General features: G+C 68.1%; 13 protein-coding genes. 2 read left to right on the top strand and 11 right to left on the bottom strand.

The features are described from left to right. Positions 1-7: 7 nt before the first annotated feature. From AC0IXR_RS20760 to ftsY, 3 genes are all read right to left on the bottom strand, one after another. Complete coding sequence (locus AC0IXR_RS20760) at positions 8-625, bottom strand: septation protein A (protein ID WP_419953960.1); 618 nt, start codon at positions 623-625, stop codon at positions 8-10. 154 nt (positions 626-779) lie between these two features. After that, positions 780-1,097 carry a helix-turn-helix domain-containing transcriptional regulator gene (locus AC0IXR_RS20755; protein ID WP_471761962.1) on the bottom strand — a complete coding sequence of 106 codons (318 nt, stop codon included), beginning with the start codon at positions 1,095-1,097 and terminating at the stop codon, positions 780-782. Between the two features lie 151 nt (positions 1,098-1,248). Next, on the bottom strand, positions 1,249-2,640 hold the full coding sequence (gene ftsY, locus AC0IXR_RS20750) for a signal recognition particle-docking protein FtsY (RefSeq protein ID WP_471761960.1): 1,392 nt from the start codon (positions 2,638-2,640) through the stop codon (positions 1,249-1,251). A 41-nt stretch (positions 2,641-2,681) separates the two neighbouring features. Here ftsY and AC0IXR_RS20745 point away from each other — a divergent pair, with 41 nt between their 5' ends. After that, complete coding sequence (locus AC0IXR_RS20745) at positions 2,682-3,407, top strand: RluA family pseudouridine synthase (protein ID WP_471761959.1); 726 nt, start codon at positions 2,682-2,684, stop codon at positions 3,405-3,407. Between the two features lie 248 nt (positions 3,408-3,655). Here AC0IXR_RS20745 and mtaB read toward each other — a convergent pair whose 3' ends face one another. Together mtaB and dapF are read right to left on the bottom strand one after the other, a co-directional pair. After that, a complete protein-coding gene (gene mtaB, locus AC0IXR_RS20740; protein ID WP_471761958.1) occupies positions 3,656-4,903 on the bottom strand; it encodes a tRNA (N(6)-L-threonylcarbamoyladenosine(37)-C(2))-methylthiotransferase MtaB in 1,248 nt (415 codons plus the stop codon). After that, the gene (gene dapF, locus AC0IXR_RS20735) at positions 4,904-5,791 is read right to left on the bottom strand and encodes a diaminopimelate epimerase (protein WP_471761957.1); all 888 of its coding nucleotides are present in this window, start codon (positions 5,789-5,791) and stop codon (positions 4,904-4,906) included. Positions 5,792-6,034: 243 nt separating this feature from the next. On the opposite strand from dapF, the gene AC0IXR_RS20730 reads away from it, so the two are divergent. Further along, positions 6,035-6,739, top strand: a complete 705-nt coding sequence (locus AC0IXR_RS20730) for a GyrI-like domain-containing protein (protein ID WP_461233148.1) — start codon at positions 6,035-6,037, stop codon at positions 6,737-6,739. Positions 6,740-6,751: 12 nt separating this feature from the next. On the opposite strand, the gene AC0IXR_RS20725 is transcribed toward AC0IXR_RS20730, so the two are convergent. The 6 genes from AC0IXR_RS20725 to gcvT all read right to left on the bottom strand — a co-directional run bounded on the left by AC0IXR_RS20725 (position 6,752) and on the right by gcvT (position 15,051). Next, positions 6,752-8,416 (bottom strand): cyclic peptide export ABC transporter, encoded by a 1,665-nt coding sequence (locus AC0IXR_RS20725; protein ID WP_471761956.1) that lies wholly within the window; start codon positions 8,414-8,416, stop codon positions 6,752-6,754. Positions 8,417-8,736: 320 nt separating this feature from the next. Further along, positions 8,737-9,249 (bottom strand): methylated-DNA--[protein]-cysteine S-methyltransferase, encoded by a 513-nt coding sequence (locus AC0IXR_RS20720; protein ID WP_471761955.1) that lies wholly within the window; start codon positions 9,247-9,249, stop codon positions 8,737-8,739. A 100-nt stretch (positions 9,250-9,349) separates the two neighbouring features. Further along, entirely contained in the window at positions 9,350-10,237 is an 888-nt protein-coding gene (bla, locus tag AC0IXR_RS20715; RefSeq protein WP_471761954.1) for a class A beta-lactamase, read from the bottom strand. Positions 10,238-10,425: 188 nt separating this feature from the next. Then, complete coding sequence (gcvP, locus tag AC0IXR_RS20710; RefSeq protein ID WP_471761953.1) at positions 10,426-13,272, bottom strand: aminomethyl-transferring glycine dehydrogenase; 2,847 nt, start codon at positions 13,270-13,272, stop codon at positions 10,426-10,428. Positions 13,273-13,506: 234 nt separating this feature from the next. Beyond that, positions 13,507-13,869 (bottom strand): glycine cleavage system protein GcvH, encoded by a 363-nt coding sequence (gene gcvH, locus AC0IXR_RS20705; protein WP_056159241.1) that lies wholly within the window; start codon positions 13,867-13,869, stop codon positions 13,507-13,509. A 51-nt stretch (positions 13,870-13,920) separates the two neighbouring features. Then, on the bottom strand, positions 13,921-15,051 hold the full coding sequence (gcvT, locus tag AC0IXR_RS20700; protein ID WP_471761952.1) for a glycine cleavage system aminomethyltransferase GcvT: 1,131 nt from the start codon (positions 15,049-15,051) through the stop codon (positions 13,921-13,923). Positions 15,052-15,061 lie beyond the last annotated feature (10 nt).

Below are 15,061 nucleotides of genomic sequence, written 5' to 3'. Positions count from 1 at the left end.
GCTTTCCCTACACGTCGGGCTTCGCCTCGGCCTTGCGGTCGTAGCGCATGAGAAGCGGGGTCTGCGACAGGGCGAACAGGATGGTCAGGGGCATGATGCCGACCACCTTGAAATTGGCCCAGAAGGCGTAAGTCTGCGTCCGCCAGACCACCTCGTTGATGGCGGCCAGGGCGAAGAAGAACAATCCCCAGCGGAAGGTGAGCTTGCGCCATCCTTCCTCGGTCAGGTCGAAGACCGAGTCGAGCACTACCGACAGCAGAGACTTCCCGAACAGCAGGCCGCCGAGGAGGATGGCGCCGAACAGGGCGTTCACGATCGTCGGCTTGATCACGAAGAACGTCTTGTCGTGCAACGCCAGCGCCATGCCGCCGAAGACCAGCACGACGATGCCGGAGACCAGCGGCATGATCGGCAGCCGTCGCAGCAGCGCGAAGTGAATGGCCAAGGCCACCACCGTCGCCACCACGAACACCCCGATGGCCATGAAGGTGCTGCTGTCCTCGCTCAGGCCGAACCGCGTGCCGAACGAGTTCAGCATGAAGAACAGCACCAGCGGCCCCATTTCCAGGGCGAGCTTGGGCACCGGTTCGAGATGGCGGCGCGGCGGCACGGATTCGATGGGCAGGGTCATGATCGCGAGCGGCTCGTGGTTCGGCACGCCCGGACGCAAAGCGGCGCCGGGCGGGACGCCGGATGTAGGACAGTCGCCCCGGCTTTCATAGCGCGTCAGGCAGCGCCAAAGATCGACCGGGGGCTCTGCAGGAGGATCGCCCGTAGCGTCAGCGGCCCGCCGCCACGGCGAGTTTCAGGCCGGCTGCCTTCTGAACCGTCGTGAGCGTGGCGAACAGGTTGCTCGCCGTCGGGTTGCCGGTCGGGCTCAGCATGCGCATCAGGCTCTTCGACGAAGAACCGGTTTCCATGGCCAGCCGTTCGAAACCGATCGTCGCGTTGATGTAGTCGCGCAGTGCTGCCTTCCCCGTATCGAGTTCTCCGGCCAGGAACTGATCCACCGCTTCTGTCAGAAGTGCCTCTCGGAATGCCGGGTCGCTCTCGGCACGCGCTTTCACCGTCTCTCTGAAGCTGCGCGTCAGGGTCATGATGTCTCCTCCGCACGATCGAACCAGTCGGCAAAAGGACTGCGGCCTTTCGCATCCAGAAATTCAACGATCCGCATCCGTCATGGTACCATTTGCGGTACCATGACGACAACCGCTGGCGCATGGCCGACCATGCTGGTCTCCCTTGCGATCAGTCCTTGTCCAACCCCGCGATGGCCCGCGCGAAGTCCCGCGCGGCGAAGGGTTCGAGATCCTCGACGCCTTCGCCGACGCCGATGAAATGCACCGGCAGGCCGAACTTCGCGGCCAGCGCCACGAGGATGCCGCCCCGCGCGGTGCCGTCGAGCTTGGTCATGACGAGGCCGGTGACGTTGGCCGCCTTCGAGAACAGCTCGACCTGGCTCAGCGCGTTCTGGCCCACGGTGGCATCGAGGACGAGGAGCACGGCATGGGGCGCCTCGGCGTCGATCTTGCGGATGACGCGCAGGATCTTCTCCAACTCCGCCATCAGCCCGGCCTTGTTCTGGAGCCGGCCGGCCGTATCGATCAGGAGCACGTCGGTGCCCTCGGTTCTGGCCCGCTGGAAGGCCTCGAAGGCGAGGCCGGCGGCATCCGCTCCCTGCACGCCCGCCACCACCGGAACCCCGGTGCGCGTGCCCCAGACCTTGAGCTGCTCGATAGCCGCGGCGCGGAACGTGTCGCCCGCCGCGAGCATCAGGCTGTGCCCCTCCCCCTTCAGCTTCAGGGCGAGCTTGCCGATGGTGGTGGTCTTTCCCGCGCCGTTGACGCCGATCATCAGGATCACGAACGGCTTCTTCGTCGTGTCGATGGTGAGGGGAATGGCGACGGGTGTCAGCGCCCGTTCCACCTCGGCGGCGAGGATGGCCCGGACCTCATCCGGGGAGATGCCCTTCTCGTAGCGGCCCTTACCCACGGCCTCCGAGATCCGCATGGCGGTGTCGATGCCGAAATCGGCCTGGATCAGGGCGTCTTCCAGCTCCTCCAGCGTGTCCGCGTCGAGCTTGCGCTTGGTGAAGAGGCCCGTCACCCGCTCGGACAAGGCCGAGGAGGTGCGCTTCATGCCCCCTGTGAGGCGGCTCCACCAGCCGCGCTTCTCGGAGGCCGGTTCGGGTTCGGAGACTGGCTCGGGCGTGGGGGCCGGGACCGGGGCGGGCTCCGGTGCGAAGGCGACCGTCGTGGTGTCGGCCTTCTCCGCTCCGCACGCGGGATCGTCTCCCGCCGTACCGGCCGGCGGGCGCTCATCCGCGCCCGCGATGGGCTGCAGGTCCGCCCCCTCGATCTCGTCGGGGATCGTGTTCTTGTCCGGGTCGGCGGGCGCAGGCTCGCTGGGGGGCAGCGGGATCGCCGAGATGTCGTCCGCACCCGTGGCGAAGTCGGGCTGGCCTTCCGATGCCGAGGCGGGAGACGCGATGGGAGGCGATGCCGGTTCGATGGCCGTTTCGGGTTTCCGCTCCGGCTTGGGATCGGGCGGCTGAACCGGGACCGGCTCGGGCGGCCACGCTTCCTCCTTCTTCCCGAACATCCGCCGCAGCAACCAGCCCGGCCTCTTGTCTTCGCTCATTCCCACTTGCTCCCTCGACCCCGCATGAGTAGCGCAGGGCGATGCCGTCAGCCGATGCCCCAGTGGAACACCGCATAACAGACATAGGCGCGCGTCTCCTCTACCGCGATGCCCTTGTCCTCGTCATCGACAAGCCGGCGGGACTGCCCGTCCATCCCGGCCCGAAGGGCGGCGAGACCCTGACCGACCATCTCGATGCCTTGCGCTTCGGCCTGCCGCGTCGTCCCGAGGCGGCCCATCGGCTCGACCGCGACACGTCGGGCTGCCTCGCCCTGGGCCGTCATGCCAAAGCTTTGGCCCGTCTCAACAAGCTGTTCGCCGCGAGCGGCACGGTGGGGAAGACCTACTGGGCCATCGTCGAGGGCGTTCCCGCCGAGGAGGAGGGCCGCATCGACCTCCCCCTCGCCCGCCGCTCGGACGACCCGCGCTCGTGGTGGATGAAGACGGACCCGGCCGGTGACCCTTCGCTGACCACATGGCGCGTTCTCGGCCGCTCGCCGGACCGGAGCCTCGCCTGGCTCGCCCTCAGCCCGGTCACCGGCCGCACGCATCAGCTGCGCGTCCATTGCGCCGCCATGGGCTGGCCCATCCTCGGCGACACGATCTACGGCACCGCCCCGCGCTCGGGCGGACCCGGGCTGCAGCTCCACGCCCGCGCGCTCACCCTGCCACTCTACCCCAAGAAGCCGCCGATCGTGGTCGAGGCCCCGGCGCCGGGGCATATGCGGGAGCGGATGGAGATGTGTGGGTATCGGGCCGGCGCATGACGCGTGCGATGGATTGGCTGAGCGAGAGGTGCACATCCCCTCTCCCCGCACGCGGGGAGAGGGCCGCGACGACCTCGTCGTCGTCGCGGCGAGGCAGCAGCCGAGGGTGAGGGGGCGTCCGGGTGAGCCCCTATCGGATGCGCCCCCTCACCCTCGCTTCGGCTTCGCCTCTCGCTCATCGCGGACACGACAAGGTGTCCGCGATCCTCTCCCCGCGTGCGGGGAGAGGCGGTCGCTGTCGCGCCGGATTACTCCGCCCCGATCAGCACCCGGCCGTCATGCCCTGCGATCGTCACGTCGCGAATCTCGCCCGGAGGCGTGTCGGCTGCCAGCCGGACCGGCGTGAACCCTTCCGTGCGTCCCATTCCGCCGCGCTCGGTGAGCACGCGGTGGGTCCGGCCGACCTCTCCCGCCAGATGTGCCGTCAGTGCCGTGGCTCCCGCGTCACGAAGACGGGCGGCGCGCTCGCGGATCACGTCTCCGGCGACGGGCGGCATGCGCGCGGCCGGCGTGCCGGGGCGCGGGGAATAGGGAAACACGTGGAGATGCGTGAGGCCGCATTCCGCCACGAGATCGAGGGAGCGAGTGAACTGCGCCTCGGTCTCTGTGGGAAAGCCGGCGATGAGGTCGGCCCCGAAGACGGCATTCGGGCGAAGACGCCGCACGGCCTCACAGAACCGGATCGCATCGTCGCGGCCGTGCCGGCGCTTCATGCGCTTGAGGATCAGGTCGTCGCCGGCCTGCAGCGAAAGGTGGAAATGCGGCATCAGCCGGTTCTCGCCGGCAATCGCCTCCCAGAGAGCCGCGTCGGCCTCGATGGAATCGATGGAGGACAGGCGCAGGCGTGCGAGATCCGGCACGTGGCGGAGGATCGCCTGGACCAGCCGTCCCAGGCTGGATGACTGAGACAGATCCCGGCCGTAGGCGGTGAGGTCGACCCCGGTGAGTACGACTTCGCGCCCGCCATGGTCGACGATGCGGCGGACCTGATCGACCGCGTCATCCAGCGTGACGGAGCGGGAATTCCCCCGGCCGAAGGGGATGATGCAGAAGGTGCAGCGATGGTCGCAGCCGTTCTGCACCGGCACGAAGGCGCGGGTATGACCGGCGACCGAGGCGATCCGCGTCGGTGCGGCTTCCCGCGCGGCCATGATGTCGTCGATCTCGAGACGCGGTCTGACATGCGTGGCGGGCAGCCAGGTCTCGGCCCTGGTCTTGGCGTCGTTGCCGACGATGCGCGCCACTTCCGGCATCGCCGAATAGGCGTCCGTTTCCACCTGAGCGCCGCAGCCGGTGACGACGATCTCGGCCCCCGGCCGCTCGCGGGCGAGCTTGCGGATCGCCTTGCGGGCCTGGCGTCCGGCCTCCGTCGTGACGGCGCAGGTATTGACGAGGACGAGGTCCGCGCCCGTCCCGGCCGCCTCGGCATGGCGGCGCATCACCTCGGATTCCACCGTATTGAGGCGGCAGCCGAAGGTCAGGGTCTCCACCGCCACTCAGTCCACCCGCGCGAAGAGTTCGGGGGACAGGAAACCCTCCCATTCGAGCGCCACGGGGCCGGTCATCAGCACGTGGTCGTCGGCCCGCCACTCGATGACGAGGTCGCCGCCGGGCAGGCTCACGGTGGCGTGGCGCCCGAGCATGCGCAGGCGCGAGGCCGCCACCAGGGTGGCGCAGGCGGCGGTGCCGCAGGCGAGCGTCAACCCGGCGCCGCGCTCCCAGACCCGGAGCTTGATCGTCTCGGGCCCCGTCACCTGCGCCAGGGAGATGTTGGCGCGCTCGGGAAAGATCGGGTGGTTCTCCAGCATCGGGCCGATGCGGCCGAGATCGTAATCGTCGGGATCGCGCTCGACGAAGAACACCGCGTGGGGGTTGCCCATATTCACCACGCCCGGCGAATGCAGGATGGGCGCGTCGATGGGGCCGATCTGCAGTTCGATCCGCCGCGTGTCGGGGAACGGCTCGGCCAGCGGGATCTCGTCCCACCTCAGGCGGGGGCGGCCCATATCGACGGTGAACGAGGTGTGCGCCACGCGCTTCACCTCGACGAGCCCCGCCTTGGTCTCCAGGGTGAGGCGGCCGTTCTCAGCCGGGCGCGCCATGGCCGGGTCGTCGAGCATGGCGTAGGCGACGCAGCGGGTGCCGTTGCCGCAGGCGCCGGATTCCGACCCGTCGGTGTTGTAAATTCGCATGAAGCCGTCCGTGCCGGGGCTGCGCGGATCGTGGATGACCATGAGCTGATCGAAGCCCGAGCGCGGGTGGCCGGCGATGGCGCGGGCCTCCTCGGCGCGCACGACCAGCTCCGTGCCGCGCAGGTCCAGCACCACGATGGCGTTGCCCGCCCCGTGCATCTTCAGGAACCGACGGTTCTCGAGCCTCGTCATGATCGTCTTCGGTTTCGTTGTCTGAACGGGGCATCCCGCGTGCGAGGCCCCCGCATATAGGACAAAGCGCCGGGCCGCGCACGCGGGGTCCGCTCGGGGGAGCGTTGCACAAGGGACGCGCCCGTCACGTTCCTGCGTTCGGGGCGGGTTGGCGTCTCGCAGGCGGGCGGCTTCCTCCCTATTTTAAGGCTTCGCGATTCAGCCGTACGATTCGTCGCGGCGTGCGATCTCCGGAGCGTTGCCTTGACCCGTCATCGTCTATTGCCGCTCGTCAGCCTCGCCGCCGCTTTGGCCGTCTCCTCAGCGCTCGCGCAGCAGCCGTCCTCGCCCGCGACCTCCTCTCCCCTGCCGACCACGACGGCGCCCGATCCGGTCAATCCCGATGCGCCGGCCCGTCCGGTGCCGACCCAGGCGCTTCCCGCCGCGCCGGCGCTCCCGGCCGGCCCGGCACGCCAGACCCTGGTGGAGACCCCCGGCGACGCCAACGACGTGGACGAGGTCTCGCTGCCGCCCAAGCCCGCCGCGATCCTGGCGGGGCGGGCGAGTTGGGAGGAGGCGGTGCCGGCCCTGAAGGCCGCCTTCGTGAAGATCGAGGAGGCGCTGGCCAAGAACGGGATCACCCCCACCGGCCGACCGATCGCGGTCTTCGCCAAGACCGACGATGACGGATTCCAGTTCGAGGCGATGATCCCGATCGCCTCCATGCCGGACCCGAAGCCCGCCGAGACCGGCGGCCTGCGCTTCGGCACGACCCCCAGCGGCAAGGCCCTGCGCTTCCCGCACAAGGGCTCCTACGACGAGATCGACGGCACCTACGAGACGCTCACCGCCTATCTCGACGCCAAGGACGTGGTGGTCCAGGACCGCTTCATCGAGGAATACGTCACCGACCTGAACGACAAGGCGGACGAGAAGCTCGACGTGAATATCTACGCCCTGCCGAAATAGGCGACGTCTCGCTCACGCGGTCGCTTCCGTTCGGGGAGCTTCCAGGATCGCGCCGTTGTTCAGGTGGATCACCCGGTCGGCCGCATCGAAGTAGCGGTCGTCATGGCTGATGACGATCAGGGTCCGGCCCTCACGCTTTAGGTCCGGCAGGAGCCGTGTGTAGAACAGGCGGCGGAAGGTGGGGTCCTGCTCTGCCGCCCACTCGTCGAGGACGAGGACCGGCCGCCCTTCGAGATAGGCCTGGACCAGGGCGAGGCGCTTGCGCTGACCGGCCGAGAGATCGACGGTGGAGAAGGCCCCGTCCCGGATCGTCACCTTGTGGGCGAGGTCCAGGGTCTCGAGATAGGCATCCGCCGCCGCCGGATCCGCCCCGGGGGGCAGGACGAGATCGTCGAACAGGTAATAATCGAAGAACACCGCCGAGAAATGCTGGCGGTAGGCGTCCCGCGTCTCGTCCGTCACCGGCGCCCCGTCGAGGAACAGGGTGCCGGTCTGTGGCGGATACAGGCCGAGGATCAGCTTGATGAGGGTGGTCTTGCCCGAGCCGTTCTCGCCGACGATGAACAGGATCTCCCCCCGCCGCACGGTGAGGTCGATGGGCCCGAGGGTGAAGCCCGGCTTGCCCTCGACGGCCGGGAAAGCGTGGCTGACGCCGCGAAGCTCGATTTCCTCAATGGTCCGGGGCGTCCGCGTGTCCTCCGGCGCGAGCAGGTTCGGCTCCGACACGGTGCGTCCGGCCGAGAATTCGGCGATGCGCTGGTAGGCGATCCGGGCCCTACCGATCTCGGGCAGGATGGCGAGGATGTAGGTGACCGGCAGCTCGATATAGAGCAGCACCAGGACGAAGCCGGAGAGGACGGCGTTGTCGATCCCCAGAGTCGCCTTGTAGGTCACGATGGCCGCGATCGTGGCGAACAGGGCCAGCTTCTTCGTCAGGTAGGAGAATTCGAGGAGCGTATGGGTCCTGAATTCGTTGCGGCGGAGCTCTTCGATGGACGAGGTCAGGGCCCCGTCCCTCAACCGCATCCGGCGCTGCCGGTTGAGCCGCAATTCCCGGCTGCCTTCGGTCAGGCTCTGGAAATGCTTCTGCATCGTGTCGGCGAGGGAGCGGCGCGTGCGGTAGCCGACCATGGCGCGGCGGCGCAGGATGTTCTCGACATAGCTGCCGAGGCCGAAGACCAGCAGGGTGATGGCGAGGAGCGGGGCTGACAGAGTGAGCATGTAGACGAGGCATCCGACGGTGACGCCGCTCTGGATGATGAGTCCCGACAGCATCGCCACCGTCGTCGACAGCGTGCCGGCATCCGTGTTGAGCGAAGCGAGGACCTTGTGGCGGCCGATCTGCTCGATGCGGTCGATGGGCGCCGTGAGGATCATGTCGGCGAGATCGCGGCTGAGGCCGGCGCTGATGCGTCCGCTCGCCAGGGCGCTGCCGAGCCCGGAGAGAAGGGACCCGCCCACGCCGAGAAGGACGAGGCCGAGGAAGACGGGAATGAAATTCTCGGAAAGACCGCCATCCGCATGGATGGCCGTGTTGACCTTGGCCAGAACCGTCGCCGTAGCGAGGCCGCTCAGCGCCCCGATCGCCGAGGACACGGCCACGAGCGGCCAGATCGGACGCAGCAGGCGCATCGCATCCTTGCCGAGCCCGCTCAGACGATTGTCCGGTCCCGCCATTCATCCCTCCGGCTCGGCCCTGTCGTTGGGCCGCTGGAGAGGCGGATACGTCAGGAACGGGACATCCCCAAAGTCGGAACACGCAGGGCGTGTCTGCGGACGGGCCTGCTTGTCGTCGCGGTGGGGATGTGGAGAATGATCATAGCGCCGCGTCGCGCCGGGCGCAGAGTCGATCATCCCATCAGATCACCTCATCCTGAGGTCCCGGAGGGTAGCGGAGGCTTTGAGCGAGCCCTCCCGTTCGCTCGGTGGGTTCTGGAGGCCGCTCCGCGGCACCTCAGGATGAGGTCAAGCCTTGGACAGACACCCCGAACAGTCGCTCAGAGCAGGCTGAGCTGCGCCGAGACACGAGAGGTCGCCCCGCGCTCTAGCGCGAGCAGCCACTTTTTCGTGTCGAGGCCGCCGGCAAACCCCGTGAGGCTGCCTCCCGTGCCGATGACGCGGTGGCACGGAACCACGATGGGGAGCGGGTTGGCGCCATTGGCGGCACCCACGGCCCGGCTGGCGCTCGGACGGCCGATTCGCCTGGCCAACTCGCCGTAGCTGATCGTCTCGCCCAGCGGGATGTCCATGAGCGCGGTCCAGACCTGCCTCTGGAACGGTGTGCCGCGCGGGTCGAGTTCGAGAGCGAATCGGTTCAGCCGGCCTTCGAAATAGGCGCTCAATTGCCGCCGGGCCTCGGCGAACGCCGCGTCGTCCCGGTGCCAGTCGGCCCGGGGTGTCACCGCGCCCTTGCCGGTGGGAAAGCCGATGCAGCGCAGGCGCTCGTCCGTACCGGCCAGAACAAGCGGACCGATCGGGCTGGGCAGGACCGTGTAGCGGGTTTGCGGCATAGTACGTTCGTTCGTTGCAACATGAGGGTTGGTGTCGACCTCGAAGACCGGATCGGTGGTCTGCGGAGCTTCACATCGCGACACGCCTCCCGCCGCCAATTCATGAGGTCGCCCAGGTCACCACAGCGGAACCAGCTTCGCGCAGCACTGCCTCGCGCACGTCCATCGCAAGTCCCGGCGCATCGTAATAAGCTGCAATCATGAGTGCAGGACGCCCTGGGGGTCGGACGATAGCGTAGTCGTTGGTGTGTCGGTCGACGCTGGTGCCTGGCCTGTTTCCTACTTGCCATCGGGCCGGCAAGGTCGCGCGCAAGCGTTGCGAGCCCGGCTTGCAGTTGACCATCCAGGTTTCGAGCTTTTCTCGGCTCCGGGCTATCAGCACATCGCCGAGAAGGATCGAGCGGGCTGAAGCAACGATGGCCCGGGGCGTCGTTGTGTCCAGATTTCCCTTGGGGGTATTCGCAGCAAGCTCGAAGCGATCGACGCGTGTGACCTCATCGCCGATGCTGCGAAGAAAGCGGGTGAGACCGTCAGGCCCGCCGCTGGACTTCATTAGCAAATTCGCGGCGGTATTATCGCTCGTTTCAACCATCGCTTGGCAGAGCGTCTCGACTGACAGCGCGCCGCGCGAGACGTGCAACTCTGTCACAGGTGAGGGTGACACAAGATCAACGCGCGAAAAAGCGACTTCACGCCCAAAACTTTCCGCTCCCGCATCGACGCGGGCCAAGACGTGCGCGGCCAGCAAACCCTTGAAGGTGCTGCACATCAGGAAACGTTCGTCGGCCCGGTGCTCGAGGGTTCGACCGGAGCCGGTGTCGAGCGCGAGTAGCCCCAGGCGCCCACCGTATCGACTTTCGAGGGCGGCGAAGGGGGCGCTGTCGGCGGAATGTGAAGCACCTATGCCACCGACCACACCGATTGCTGCGCCAATGATCAATTTACGGCGTGTCGGCGAAACATCAGCATCCGCGTCGGTGTGTTTCAAGGAGACCAGTCCTGCCCAAGGGGAAGCCATGGCCAAGCTTGCTCTCGGATTGTGTTTCCGAAGGGGCGGGCGAGGATCCCCCCCGCGGTTTGCGAGCCGAGCCTTCACAGTGCGATCAGGCGCTTGGCCACATTCACCCCACCGGCCGCTCCCGTCCCGAGCGAGAGGAGAGCGGCCGACGTGGTACCCTATTCGGCCGCCTCGCTATAGGCGTCCACCGGCGGGCAGGAGCAGACGAGGTTGCGGTCGCCGTAAGCGTTGTCGACGCGGTTGATCGGCGGCCAGTACTTGTCCATGCCGAGACTTCCCGAGGGGAAACACGCCGCCTCGCGGGAATAGGGCCGCTCCCACGGGCCGATCAGGTCCGCCACCGTGTGCGGCGCGTGTTTCAGCGGATTGTCGACCTTGTCCATCAGGCCGTCCTCGATGGCGCGGATCTCCTCGCGGATCGCCAGCATGGCATCGCAGAACCGGTCGATCTCGCCCTTGGTCTCGGATTCCGTAGGTTCGATCATCAGGGTGCCGGCCACCGGCCAGCTCATGGTCGGCGGGTGGAAGCCGCAATCGATCAGCCGCTTGGCGATGTCCTCGACGCCGATCCCGGCCGATTTCTGGAACGGCCGCACGTCGATGATGCATTCATGCGCCACCCGGCCCTGTGCCCCGGCATAGAGCACCGGATAGGCGCCCTTCAGGCGGCTCGCGATGTAATTGGCGTTGAGGATCGCCACGCGGGTGGCCTGGGTGAGGCCGCGCCCGCCCATCAGCAGGCAGTAGCTCCACGAGATCGGCAGGATCGAGGCCGAGCCGTAGGGCGCCGCCGAGACGGCCCCTTCCTCACCGCTACGCGGGTCGGAGGGCAGGAACGGGATGAGATGCGCCTTGACGCCGATGGGACCCATGCCGGGGCCGCCGCCGCCATGGGGGATGCAGAAGGTCTTGTGCAGGTTGAGGTGGCTGACATCGGCGCCGATATCGCCGGGGCGCGCGAGGCCCACCATCGCGTTGAGGTTGGCCCCGTCGAGATAGACCTGGCCGCCATGGGCATGGACGATGTCGCAGATCTCGCGGACCCGAACCTCGAACACCCCATGGGTCGACGGATAGGTGATCATGCAGGCCGCGAGGTTTTCGCCGTGCAACTCGGCCTTCCGCGAAAAGTCCTCCACGTCGATGTTGCCGTGCTGGTCGGCGCCGACCACGACCACGCTCATGCCGCACATCTGCGCGGAGGCCGGGTTGGTGCCATGCGCCGAGGACGGGATGAGGCAGACCTTGCGGTGCCCCTCCCCGCGCGAGAGGTGGTAGGCCCGGATGGCGAGCAAGCCGGCATATTCGCCCTGCGCGCCGGAATTCGGCTGCATCGAGATCGCGTCGTAGCCGGTGATCGCGCAGAGCTTGTCGGAGAAGTCGCGCAGGAGTTCCTGGTAGCCCTCCGCCTGATCCGCCGGCACGAAGGGGTGGATCTCCGAGAATTCCGGCCAGGAGATCGGCAGCATCTCGGCGGTGGCGTTGAGCTTCATCGTGCAGGAGCCGAGCGGGATCATCGCGCGGTCCAGCGCCAGGTCGCGGTCGGCGAGGCGACGCATGTAACGCGTCATCTCGCTCTCGGCCCGGTTCATGTGGAAGATCGGGTGGGTGAGATAGGCGGAGGTGCGGAGATTTGCCTCTGGTAGACGCTGCGCCGGCCAGGCCTCGTCATAGGTCAAGCCTTCGCCGCCGAAGGCGCGCCACACCGCCTGGACGATATCGGGCCGGGTGCGCTCGTCGACGGTGATGCCGATGCGGTCCGAGCCCACTTTCCGCAGGTTGATGCCGTTCTTCACCGCGTTCTGCAGGATCAACCCCTGGAAGGCGCCGACCTCGACGGTGATCGTGTCGAAGAAGCCCTTCGGCTCCACGGTGAAGCCGAGGCTCTCCAGCCCTTCGGCGAGGCGCACCGCGTCGCGGTGGACACGGGCGGCGATGGCCTTCAATCCGCGCGGGCCGTGGAACACCGCGTACATGCCGGCGATGACCGCCAGCAGCACCTGCGCGGTGCAGATGTTCGACGTCGCCTTCTCACGGCGGATATGCTGCTCGCGGGTCTGAAGGGCGAGGCGGTAGGCCCGGTTTCCCCTCGCATCGACGGAGACGCCCACGAGCCGGCCCGGCAGGGTGCGCTTATGCGCCTCGCGGGTGGAGAGATAGGCAGCGTGCGGGCCGCCATAGCCCATGGGCACGCCGTAGCGCTGCATCGAGCCGATGGCGATGTCGGCGCCCATCTCGCCGGGCGGCTTCAGCAGGGTGAGGGCCAGGGGATCCGCGGCCATCACCGCGACCGCGCCGGCCTCGTGCAGGCGGGTGATGACCTCCGAAAAATCGTGGATGGCGCCGCAGACGCCGGGATATTGGAAGACCGCGCCGAAGACCTCCGCGGGGTCGAGATCGGTCGACGGGTCGCCGACGACGACGGTCCAGCCCAGCGGCGCGGCACGGGTCTTCAGGACGGCGATGGTCTGGGGCAGGCATTCGCCGTCGACGAAGAAGGCGGTCTTGCCGTTGCGGGCGATGCGCGAGGCCATGCCCATGGCCTCCGCCGCCGCCGTGGCCTCGTCGAGGAGCGAGGCATTGGCGATGTCGAGGCCGGTGAGGTCGCAGACCAGGGTCTGGAAGTTCAGCAGCGCCTCGAGCCGGCCCTGGCTGATCTCGGGCTGGTAGGGTGAATAGGCGGTGTACCAGGCCGGGTTCTCGAAGATGTTGCGCTGGATCACCGGCGGCATCGTGGTGCCGTGGTAGCCCTGGCCGATGAGCGAGACGAGAAGCCGGTTCTTGTCGGCGATGCCGCGCATATGTTCGAGCACCCTGCGCTCGGTGAGCGACGTGCCGAAATCGATGCGCTCTTCCTGGCGGATGTCGGCCGGCAAGGTCTCGTCCACGAGGCCGTGCAGGCTCTCGGAGCCGATCACGGCCAGCATCGCCGCGATTTCGGCGGTGGTCGGACCGATATGGCGGCGATTGGCGAAATCGTAGGGATCGTAGCGATCGTTTGGCATGATGGGCCTCGGAGGTGCAATTGACGGCTGTGCGCGTCCCTCTCCCCTCTGCGGGAGAGGGTGGCCCGCGAATGCGGGTCGGGAGAGGGGAGCGCGTTGTCCGGAGAGGTCGTCCCCTCTCCCGCCTGCTCCGCAGGCACCCTCCCCCACCCAAATTGGGCTTGGCCCCATTTGGGCACTCAGGAACAGATCTCGGGCAGGCCCGAGGTCTGCGGGGGGAGGGTGGATTGGGCGCTACTTCGCGAACTCGGCGTAGGCGGCCTCGTCCATCAATCCGTCGAGGGAGGCGACGTCGTCGAGGCGGAGGCGATAGAGCCAGCCCGCTCCCTGCGGGTCGGTGCCGATGCTGGCCGGGTCCGACACGGCGGCCTCGTTGATTTCGGTCACCTCACCCGAGACCGGGGCGAACACGTCGGAGGCGGCCTTCACCGATTCCACCACCGCCGCGGCCTCGCCCTTGACGAGCTTGGCGCCGACCTTGGGAAGCTCGACGAAGACGAGGTCTCCGAGTTGCTCAGCCGCATGGGTGGTGATGCCGATGGTGGCGACATCGCCCTCGATGGCCAGCCACTCGTGCTCGTCCGTGAATTTCAGCATGATGCGCTCCGTGGAGAGGTGGTGTGGGGGAAGTCGGCCGGGGGCCGGGATTCAGCTGCGCTTGAAGCGCGCCGGCACGAAGGGAAGCGCCACGACCGAGACCGGCAGGCGCCGGCCGCGCACTTCCGCGAAGAGACGGGTGCCGGGCGTCGACAGGGCGGCGGGGACGTAGCCCATGGCGATGGGCGCCTTGAGGCTGGGGCTGAAGCCGCCGGAGGTGACCCGGCCGATGGCCTCGCCGGCTTCCTCCGCGACGAGCGCGGCCCCTCCCCGCACCGGGGTCGGGCCCTCCGGCAGCAGGCCGACGCGTCGCGACGCGGGACCGTCACCGATCTCGCGGAGGATGCGCTCAGCGCCCGGAAAGCCACCCGCGCGCGCGCCGCCCTCGCGGCGGACCGGCTGGATCGCCCAGGTCAGGCCCGCCTCGACCGGGCTCGTCCCAGCATCGATATCGGCTCCGTGCAGGCACAGGCCGGCTTCCAGCCGCAGGGAATCGCGTGCGCCGAGGCCGACGGGCTCCACGTCGCTGTCCTGCAGCAACGCCTCGGCGACCGCATCCGCGGCATTCTCCGGAAGGGAGATCTCGAACCCGTCCTCCCCGGTATAGCCGGAGCGGCTGACGAGGGCGGGCGAGCCGAGGAGCTCCACCCACTTCACATCGAGGAAGCGCATGGCGGCGGTCTCCGGGGCGAGCCGCGCCAGGGCGCTCCCGGCCAGCGGCCCCTGGAGGGCGAGGAGCGCCCGGGGCAGCACCGTGATCTCGCACAGGTTGGTCAGATGAGAGCGAAGATGGGCCTCGTCCGCCACCTTGTTGGCCGCGTTGACCACCAGGATCAGGCTGTCGTCGAGGCGCGCGACCATGAGGTCGTCGAGGATGCCGCCGGTCTCACCGGTGAGGAAACCGTAGCGCTGCCGGCCGGGCGCCAGCCCCAGCACGTCGATGGGCAGGAGGGTTTCGAGGGCGCAGGCGAGGTCCGCCATGCCGCCCGGACCCGGCTTCAGCCGGATCTGGCCCATATGCGACACGTCGAACAGACCGGCCGCCTTGCGGGTGTGCAGGTGTTCGGCGATCAGGCCGGCCGGATAATGGAGCGGCAGCGCATAACCCGCGAAGGGCACCATGCGAGCTCCGTGGCGCAGATGGAGCGCGTGAAGCGGTGTGCTGGAAGCGTCGAGCGGCATCTGGTCACCC

Source organism: Methylobacterium sp. AC832 (genome assembly GCF_979256025.1).
The sequence above is the reverse complement of the archived record's forward strand: the minus strand, read 5'-3'. Positions and strand labels throughout refer to the sequence as shown.

Excerpts from the sequence above, each read along its gene's own strand:
- gcvT (WP_471761952.1), bottom strand. The coding sequence starts at position 15,051 with ATGCCGCTCGACGCTTCCAGCACACCGCTTCACGCGCTCCATCTGCGC.
- AC0IXR_RS20755 (WP_471761962.1), bottom strand. The coding sequence starts at position 1,097 with ATGACCCTGACGCGCAGCTTCAGAGAGACGGTGAAAGCGCGTGCCGAG.
- ftsY (WP_471761960.1), bottom strand. The coding sequence starts at position 2,640 with ATGAGCGAAGACAAGAGGCCGGGCTGGTTGCTGCGGCGGATGTTCGGG.
- AC0IXR_RS20745 (WP_471761959.1), top strand. The coding sequence starts at position 2,682 with ATGCCGTCAGCCGATGCCCCAGTGGAACACCGCATAACAGACATAGGC.
- AC0IXR_RS20725 (WP_471761956.1), bottom strand. The coding sequence starts at position 8,416 with ATGGCGGGACCGGACAATCGTCTGAGCGGGCTCGGCAAGGATGCGATG.
- dapF (WP_471761957.1), bottom strand. The coding sequence starts at position 5,791 with ATGACGAGGCTCGAGAACCGTCGGTTCCTGAAGATGCACGGGGCGGGC.
- AC0IXR_RS20720 (WP_471761955.1), bottom strand. The coding sequence starts at position 9,249 with ATGCCGCAAACCCGCTACACGGTCCTGCCCAGCCCGATCGGTCCGCTT.
- gcvP (WP_471761953.1), bottom strand. The coding sequence starts at position 13,272 with ATGCCAAACGATCGCTACGATCCCTACGATTTCGCCAATCGCCGCCAT.
- gcvH (WP_056159241.1), bottom strand. The coding sequence starts at position 13,869 with ATGCTGAAATTCACGGACGAGCACGAGTGGCTGGCCATCGAGGGCGAT.